This is a genomic window from Streptomyces durocortorensis (genome assembly GCF_016901035.1).
GTDB lineage: Bacteria > Actinomycetota > Actinomycetes > Streptomycetales > Streptomycetaceae > Streptomyces > Streptomyces durocortorensis.
On the sequence record NZ_JAFEUF010000264.1, the window covers coordinates 1 to 8,618 of the forward strand.

At 73.0% G+C, this 8,618-nt stretch carries 7 protein-coding genes; 5 read left to right on the forward strand and 2 right to left on the reverse strand.

The window, feature by feature from the left end:
• Positions 1 to 164: 164 nt before the first annotated feature.
• Positions 165 to 1,451, forward strand: coding sequence for a TerD family protein (locus tag JS521_RS30620; RefSeq protein WP_205086188.1), 1,287 nt, complete (start codon positions 165 to 167; stop codon positions 1,449 to 1,451).
• Between the two features lie 43 nt (positions 1,452 to 1,494).
• Here the strand turns inward: JS521_RS30620 and JS521_RS30625 are convergent, their stop codons facing one another.
• Positions 1,495 to 2,676 carry a glycosyltransferase gene (locus JS521_RS30625; protein ID WP_205086189.1) on the reverse strand — a complete coding sequence of 394 codons (1,182 nt, stop codon included), beginning with the start codon at positions 2,674 to 2,676 and terminating at the stop codon, positions 1,495 to 1,497.
• A gap of 58 nt (positions 2,677 to 2,734) precedes the next feature.
• On the opposite strand from JS521_RS30625, the gene JS521_RS30630 reads away from it, so the two are divergent.
• The 4 genes from JS521_RS30630 (at position 2,735) to JS521_RS30645 (ending at position 6,537) form a co-directional block, all read left to right on the forward strand.
• Positions 2,735 to 3,520: a glutamate racemase gene (locus JS521_RS30630; RefSeq protein WP_205086190.1), complete on the forward strand. Its 786-nt coding sequence runs from the start codon at positions 2,735 to 2,737 to the stop codon at positions 3,518 to 3,520.
• 80 nt (positions 3,521 to 3,600) lie between these two features.
• Positions 3,601 to 4,164 (forward strand): hypothetical protein, encoded by a 564-nt coding sequence (locus tag JS521_RS30635; protein ID WP_205086191.1) that lies wholly within the window; start codon positions 3,601 to 3,603, stop codon positions 4,162 to 4,164.
• 267 nt (positions 4,165 to 4,431) lie between these two features.
• Positions 4,432 to 6,024: an apolipoprotein N-acyltransferase gene (gene lnt / locus JS521_RS30640; protein WP_205086192.1), complete on the forward strand. Its 1,593-nt coding sequence runs from the start codon at positions 4,432 to 4,434 to the stop codon at positions 6,022 to 6,024.
• A gap of 30 nt (positions 6,025 to 6,054) precedes the next feature.
• Positions 6,055 to 6,537 (forward strand): NUDIX hydrolase, encoded by a 483-nt coding sequence (locus tag JS521_RS30645; protein WP_030712810.1) that lies wholly within the window; start codon positions 6,055 to 6,057, stop codon positions 6,535 to 6,537.
• Between the two features lie 33 nt (positions 6,538 to 6,570).
• Here JS521_RS30645 and JS521_RS30650 read toward each other — a convergent pair.
• The coding region (locus tag JS521_RS30650) for a neutral/alkaline ceramidase (protein ID WP_239488063.1) at positions 6,571 to 8,618 on the reverse strand (2,048 nt) is incomplete at its 5' end.

Genomic DNA, 8,618 nt, shown 5'->3' on the forward strand with positions numbered 1-8,618 from the left:
TTTTGCTGTTCGTACGCCGGCCGCGGCGGCGCATGCATCCGGTTATCGCCGGCGCGTTGTTCCCCCGCCCGGCTCCCCCCTCGGCATCCGGCGGCCGGCGGGGCCCGCTTCGGCGGGCCGGGGATTAGGTTGTCGGGAAATGCCTGCGGGCAGCCGGACTCGTGATGGGGGCGAGCATGACCATGCAAAAAGGGACCAACGTTCCGGTGCCGGCCGGCACCGTGCGCGTCGAATTGGGGTGGTACGCCGCACCGGGCGCCCCGGACGTCGACACCTCCGCGCTTCTGCTGGTGGCGGGAAAGGTCCGAGACGACGCGGACTTCGTCTTCTACAACCAGCCGGTCCACGCCTCCGGAGCGGTCCGGCACGAAGGCAAGCGGACCGCCCCCGACAGCGTCGTCGACACCCTCCTGGTCGACTTCGGGAAGGTCGAGCCCGGGATCGAGCGCATCGTCCTCGCGGCCTCGGCCGACGGCGGCACCTTCGGCCGGGTGAGCGGACTCCACGTGCGGATCACGGACGCGGCGGGCGGCGCGGAGCTGGCCCGCTTCGACAGCACGGACGCCACGGTCGAGACCGCCTTCATCCTCGGCGAGCTGTACCTCCGTCAGGGCGCGTGGAAGTTCCGGGCGGTCGGGCAGGGCTACAGCTCCGGCCTGGAGGGCCTGGCCACGGACTTCGGCATCTCCGTGGACGAACCGCAGCAACCGCAGCAGGCCCCGACCGTCCCGTCGTCGCCGCCTCCCGCGCCGGTCGCCCCCGCGCCTGCCGCTCCTGTGGCCCCGCCCGCACCGGCGCCCGCTCCGGCACCCGTACGGCTGACCAAGATCACGCTGACCAAGAGCGCCCCGTCCGTCTCGCTCGCCAAGCAGGGCGGCACCTCAGGCGCGCTGCGCGTCAACCTCAACTGGGAAGTCCGCAAACAGTTCAAGGGCTGGGGAGCGAAACTCGGACGGGCCGTCGCCATGCACGCCGATCTCGATCTTGATCTCTGCGCGCTCTACGAACTCACCGACGGACGCAAGGGAGTTGTGCAGTCTCTCGGAAACGCGTTCGGTTCTCTGAATCAGCCGCCCTTTATCCATCTCGACGGCGACGACCGTACCGGTGCGCTCTCCACCGGCGAGAACATGACCATCAACCTCGACCACAAGAACCAGCTGCGCCGCGTACTGATCTTCGTCACCATCTATGAAGGCGCCCGGAGTTTCGCCGATCTCCATGCCACGGTCACCCTCCAGCCGCAGAACGGAGCGGCCGTCGACTTCTCCCTCGACGAGTGCACCGTGCCCTCCACGGTCTGCGCCCTCGCCCTGATCACCAACACCGGCGGCGACCTCACCGTGCAGCGAGAGGCCCGCTACCTCGTCCCGGACCGGGGCGTCAGCCCCCAGCGCACCATCGACGCCGCCTACGGCTGGGGCATGAACTGGACGCCCGGCCGCAAGTGACCCGCCGCGCCCGCCCGGACCGGCCGCCCGACGCCCGGCGGCGTCACCGGTCCGGCGCGGCCTCCGGGCGCGCGTAGGTACGGCCCTTCCAGGCCGCGCCCCGCCCCCGGTAGTGCTGCACGGCCGAGTCGACCGTCATCATCAAATACAGCACCGCCGTCAGCGGCAGCAGCGGGCCCAGCCACAGTGACTGCCGGTAGTACGCCAGCATCGGCAGATACGTCGCCGTCATCACCGCCCAGGCCGCCCCGCCCGCCCAGGCCGCCGCCGCGTCACCCGTCAGCAGCCCCGCCACCAGCGTCGCGGGCGGCGCCACATAGACGAGCAGCAGCCCCGGGACCGTCCCCGCCAGCAGCAGCGGGCTGTGCCGCAACTGCGCGTACGCGCTGCGCGAGACCATCCGCCACAGATCGGCGAGACGCGGATACGGCCGCACACTGTCCACCCGCTCCGCGAGCCCCAGCCAGATCCGGCCGCCGCCGCGCCGCACCTCCCGCGCCAGCGACACGTCGTCGATCACCGCCTGCCGGATCGAGTCCGGGATCCGCGCCCGCTCGGCGGCCTCGGTGCGCAGCAGGACGCAGCCCCCCGCCGCGGCCGCCGTTCGCGACCGGGACCGGTTCACCCGGCGGAACGGATAGAGCTGCCCGAAGAAGTAGACGAACGCGGGCACCACCAGGCGCTCCCAGAGGCTCTCCACCCGCAGCCGCGCCATCTGCGACACCAGGTCGAAGCCGTCGGGTCCGCCCGGACCGGCCGCCGCCACCAGATCGCGCAGGCTGTCCGGCTCGTGCGCGATGTCCGCGTCGGTCAGCAGCAGGAAGTCCGGCTTGTCCCGCCGGGCCACCGCGATCCCGTGCCGCAGCGCCCAGAGCTTGCCCGTCCAGCCCTGCTCCGGCTCCCCGGGCGTCACCACGGTCAGCGGCAGCCCGCCGTACCGGCCGGCCAGGCCCCGGGCCAGCTGCCCGGTGCCGTCGCTGCTGCAGTCGTCGACGAGGATGATCCGGGCGGCCCCCGGATAGTCCTGGACCAGCAGCGACGGCAGGCTCACCGGCAGCATCTCCGCCTCGTCCCGGGCCGGCACGACCACCGCGACCGACGGCCAGCGCGCCGGGTCGGTGCGCCGGGGGAGCCGCTGGTCCGTCCGCCAGTAGAAGCCCTGCCCCAGCAGCAGCCACACCCACGCGATCAGCGAAACCACGGCGATCCAGGCAACGGCGCTCATCCGCCGAAGTCTGCCCCACCGAGCCCGGTCCGCAAGGGCTGTCGGCTAGGGTGACCGGGTGAAGATCGCGCTCATGGACTCCGGAATCGGCCTGCTGGCGGCAGCGGCCGCCGTGCGCCGCCTGCGGCCCGACGCCGAGCTGGTGCTCTCCTCCGACCCCGGTTCGATGCCCTGGGGCCCCCGCACCCCCGAGGACCTGACCGCCCTGGCCCTGGACGTCGCCCGCGCCGCCGCGGCCCAGCGCCCCGACGCGCTGATCATCGCCTGCAACACGGCCTCGGTCCACGCCCTGCCGGCGATCCGCGCCGAGCTGGAGCCCGCCCTGCCGGTCATCGGCACGGTCCCCGCGATCAAGCCCGCCGCGGCCGGCGGCGGCTCCGTCGCCATCTGGGCCACCCCGGCCACCACCGGCAGCCCCTACCAGCGCGGGCTGATCGCGGAATTCGGCGGCTCCGCCGAGGTCACCGAGGTCCCGTGCCCCGGGCTCGCCGACGCCGTGGACGGCGGCGACGAGGCCGGGATCGACCGGGCCGTCGCGGCGGCCGTCGCCGTGGCCCCGTCCGACGTACGGGCCGTCGTCCTCGGCTGCACCCACTACGAGCTGGTCGCGACCCGGATCCGCGACGCCCTGCAGCGGCCCGGCCGCCCGCCGCTCGCCCTGCACGCCTCCGCCGGAGCGGTCGCCGCCCAGGCGCTGCGCCGGATCGGCGCGGCCCCCGCCCCGACGGCCGACCCCTCCGGCGGGCTCACCGTGCTCCAGGCCGGCCGCGCCGCCGCCCTCCCGGCCGCCGCGCTGACCTACGCGGAAGGCCGGATGCTGGCCGCCGGGGCGCCCGTCCGCTGACCGTACGACCGGCGGGCGGCTCGCCCGATCGGCCCCCGTAGCCCCGGCCGGGAGCCCGGAACGCGGCTACGCTGCTGGATATGAGCGACCACCCCGAGAGTGCGAGGCACGGGTCGAGCCAGGCGCCGCCCACGGAGTGGAACGGCCGTGCCACCAACCGGCTCCAGTGGCTGCTGGCCCTCGCGGGCGCGGGCTGTGTGGCGCTCGGCATCGAACTCGCCGTCGACGGCGCCTGGACCTCGGGCATCGCCCCGTTGCTCATGTCCGTCATCGGCTGCCTCGCCGCCGGACTGCTGATCCTCTTCGGCACGCTCGCCTTCGTCCACGTGGCCGTCAAGGTCGACGGGGACAGCCTGGAGGTCCGCTGCGGCCACGTCGGCCTGCCGCGCCGCCGGATCCTGCTCAGCCATGTCACGGGCGCGGAATTCGTCCCCCGGATCAACCCGCGCCAGTGGGGCGGCTGGGGCTACCGCTGGCGCCCCGAGCAGGGCACCGCCGTCGTGGTCCGCAAGGGCGAGGGCATGGCTCTGCGCCTCGGCGACGGCCGCACCTTCACCGTCACGGTCGACGACGCGGAGACGGCCGTACGGTTCATCCGGCAACGCCTGCACCTGCCGTCCCCCGGCAAACGGCCCGGCGACTGACCCGGCAGCCTCACCGGTGACCGGGTCTCCCCGGCGGCGAGAAGCCCAGGAGCCGCCCGTGTCCGGGCCCCGCGCAGGCCCACGTCGTAGCTCGCAGCCGTCCGTGTCCGGGCCCCCCGCACGCTCACGTCGTAGCTCGCAGCAGTCCAGCCCTCGGTCCCGCGCAGGTCAACGCTGCCGCTCACAGCCGACCGCGTCCCGGTCCCGCGCAGGTCAACGCCCCCGCTCACAGCCGCCCACCGTAGACTCCGGCGGGTGAGCGCCACCATGACCCCCGTCGACGATTCGCCGCCCCCGGCAGCACCCCGGGCCGCCGGGCTGCCGCTGCGGCTCCTCCGCCCGGCCGCCGCCGTGCTGTCCGGGCTGCTGCTCTACGCGAGCTTCCCGCCCCGGCCCTTGTGGTGGCTCGTGCTGCCCGGGTTCGCGCTGCTCGGCTGGGTGCTGCACGGGCGTCGGCTGCGGGCCGCCTTCGGCCTCGGCCTCCTGTCCGGCCTCGGGTTCATGCTGCCGCTGCTGCACTGGACCGGTGAGGACGTCGGCCCGGTGCCGTGGCTGGCCCTGGCCGCCGCGGAGGGGCTCTTCATCGCCGTGGGGTGCCTCGGGATCGCCGCGGTGACCCGCCTCGCGTACTGGCCCGTCTGGGCGGCCGCGGTCTGGACGCTGGACGAGGCGGTCCGCGCCCGCATCCCCTTCGGCGGCTTCCCCTGGGGCAAGATCGCCTTCGGCCAGTCCGAGAGCGCCTTCCTGCCGCTCGCCGCGTTCGGCGGCACCCCGCTGCTCTCCTTCGCCGTCGTGCTGTGCGGCTTCGGCCTCTACGAGGCGGTGCGGCAGGTCATGGCGTACCGGTCCACCGGCAAGGTGCTCCGCGCGGCCGTCGCCGGGGCCGCCGCGAGCATCCTCGTACCGATCGCCGGGGCGCTCGCCGCGCTGCCCCTGGTCGACGACTCGGCGGAGAACGGCACGGCCACCGTCGCCGCGATCCAGGGCAACGTGCCGCGCCTCGGCCTCGACTTCAACGCCCAGCGCCGCGCGGTCCTGGACAACCACGCCCGCCGCACCACGCAGCTGGCCGAGGACGTGAAGGCGGGCAAGGAGAAGCAGCCCGACTTCGTGCTGTGGCCGGAGAACTCCTCCGACCTCGACCCCTACCTCAACGCGGACGCCCGCCAGGTCATCGACGACGCGGTCAAGGCGATCGACGCCCCCACAATCGTCGGCTCGGTCGTCGAGAAGGGCTCCGACAGCCTCCGCAACACCCTGATCGAGTGGGATCCCGACCAGGGCCCCGTCGACACCTACGACAAGCGGCACATCCAGCCGTTCGGCGAGTACATGCCGATGCGCACGGTCGCCCGCTTCTTCAGCGAGGACGTCGACCGGGTGCAGCGCGAGTTCGTCCCCGGCACCGAGGTGGGCGTCTTCGACCTCGCGGGGACCAAGGTGGGGCTCGTGACCTGTTACGAGGCCGCCTTCGACGACGCCGTACGCGACACGGTCACGCACGGCGGCCAGATGATCGCCGTGCCGAGCAACAACGCGACCTTCGGCCGCAGCGAGATGACCTACCAGCAGCTGGCCATGTCCCAGGTGCGGGCCGTCGAGCACGGCCGGGCCGTCGTCGTCCCCGTCACCAGCGGGGTCAGCGCGGTCATCCGGCCGGACGGCACGATCGTCGAGAAGAGCGGGATGTTCACCCCCGATGCCCTCGTCGACGAGGTCCCGCTGCGCTCCTCGCTCACCCCCGCCACCCGGATGGGCCCCCTGCCCGAGGGCGTCATCGCGCTGCTGGCCCTGGCGGGCCTGGGCTGGGTGAGCGTCTCGGGGCTCCGGGCCCGCAAGGCCCCGGGCGCCGGGAAGTAGCACCACAACCGGCCACGTAGGCTCGGATCCATGGCTACTCCCGACTTCATCCGTGACATCCGCGCCACCGCCGGGCACCAGCTGCTCCTGCTGCCCGGGGTGACGGCCATCGTGCTCGACGACGAGGGCCGCGTGCTGCTGGGCCGGCGCGCGGACACCGGGAAGTGGTCGGTCATCGGAGGGATCTCCGAGCCCGGGGAGGAGCCGGCGGCGACGGCGGAGCGCGAGGTGCTGGAGGAGACCGGCGTGCACTGCGTGGCCGAGCGGGTGGTGCTCACGCAGGCGCTGGAGCCCGTGCAGTACGCCAACGGCGACCGCTGCCAGTACCTGGACGTCACCTTCCGCTGCCGGGCGACCGGCGGCGAGGCACGGGTCAACGACGACGAGTCGCTGGAGGTGGGCTGGTTCCCGCTGGACGGGCTCCCGCCGCTCGGCGAGTTCGCCCTGTTCCGCATCAAGCAGGCCCTCACCGAGGGCCCCGCCTGGTTCCAGCCCACCCCGCGCACGACCTGACCCTCTCCTTCACGGTGAGGGTTCCGGTCACCTCTACTGCACGGTGAAGGACCCCGTCGCCCCGGTGAACGGCGTGATCTTCCCGAACAGGTTCTTCGCGTCCCCGTGGTGCACGATCCGGTAGGTGCCGGGTGCGGTGTCCGCCGCGACGTCCCAGGTGATGGTGGCCTTCGAGGTGCCGGTCAGGCCGTTGAGCCTGGTCCAGCGGTAGGTGGTCTCCCAGTCCCCGTCGTCCAGCACCCGCTTCCAGGCGCCGTTCTCCAGCCGCTGCACCTCCAGGAAGGTGGAGCCCCGGCGGACGTTGTTCTTCGGGTGGCCGGTGGCGAACTCGACGGTGGCGGTGGAGCCGCGCGCGTACGAGCTCTCCGGCGCCTTCAGGACCGCGCCGAACGCCTTGCCGGCGGGCGGGTTGTCGTACACGACCCCCGTCTGGAAGGTGAACTGCCGCCCCGACTCGTCCGGCGGCGTCGCACCCCGCTCCAGGGACGTGCCCGCGCGCAAGGACTTCGCGATCCGGTCGTACTCCTGCTGGTAGGCGGGCAGCGTGTAGCGGCCGTACAGCGTGGAGCCGCCCTCGTAGTTCTGGGTGTCGTACTCCTCCGGCGTCGTGACGTACTGGCTGTAGGCGTTGGCGTACCCCTGGAGCAGGACGCGGTCCAGCGGGACGCCCAGCTGCTCGGCCACCGTGCGGCGTACGCGCAGGCCCGAGGCGATCGTGAACTCGCCGGGGGCGGCCACCAGGTGCAGCTCTCCGATCTTCATGATCTGCAGGGGGAGCCGCTTCGGGGTGACCGGGTGGACGTTGCTCAGCAGGCCCGTGGGGATCAGGCTCGCCTTCGGGTACTGGCAGGACTGGAGCCAGGACGGGGTGTCGATGCGCAGTGCTTCGAGGACGGGGGCGATCGGGGTGCGCATGCCCTCCTCGAAGAGGGGGATGGCGGGGCCGTCCTCGACGCTGCCCGCGAGGGTGGACGCGCCCACGACGGCGGGGCAGGTGCGGTGCTCCTTGCCGTCCGGGGTGTACTCCGGCCCTACGGTCACGTTCTCCATGTCGACATAGGCGAGCCGGGAGTCGACCCCTCCGGCGACGGGCCGCGCGTCGTCGTAGATCTCGCGGGCCTTGTCGAGCTGGCGCTCGCCGATGATGCGCGCGTTCTCGAACTCGTCCTCGGTGGGCCCGGAACCGGGCTTCAGATTGAGGTTGGGGGACATGTCGCCCGCGTTGGTGTTGGGGAAGGCCGCGACGAAGCCGGGGGTGTCGTCGAGATAGCGGACGCCCTCGTGGTCGTGCTCCCAGGCGTAGGAGGCGTAGCCCTTGTTGTCGGGGCTGATCAGCGTGTTCTTGTTAGTGATCGAGGTGTTGTGGGTGGCGAACCAGCTGATCGCGCCCGCGTCCTTCTCGCCCTGCTTGAAGCGCAGCACGGTCATCGCCGGGTCGATGCCGTCGGGGAAGGCGGCCCGGTCGGCGGCCGGGTTGCGGTCGAACGCCTCGCGCGAGCGGTTGACGCTGGCGTTGGTCAGGGTGCCCGTGCCGAGGCTCATCGTGCCGGGCTTCAGGTCCGCGTGCGCCTCGGCCACGGACTCGGTGATGCCGTCGACGATCGCCCGGTAGGTCTCCTTCTGGAAGCCGAGGACGGAGAGGTTGTAGGCGACGTTGTGGGAGTATCCGCCGGGCCCCGAGTGGGTGTGGGTGGCCGACAGCAGGACGTTGTCCTCGCCGTACAGGCTGCCGTAACGCTCCTTCAGCTGCGCCATGACGCCCTGCCGGACGGACTGGAAGATCATCGCGAGGTCCGCGTTGACGTACACCACGCGCTTGCCGGTCGACCGGTCGACGACGACGTAGGCCCGCGACCGCTGCCGCTGGTGGATGCCGGACGTCTTCTGGTCGAAGCTGGAATAGCCCATCATCCCGGTCTCGGCGGCCTCGCCCGTGACATCGGCGATGCCGCGCCCGACGAGGTAGTCCGGGTCGGCGGCGGTGTCCGACGCCGACGCGGGGGAGGGCGCGCCGAGTGTGACCGCTCCCAGGGCGGCGGCGAGGACCGCGACGGGGAGCCTGCGCCGGGAGCGGCGGGCGG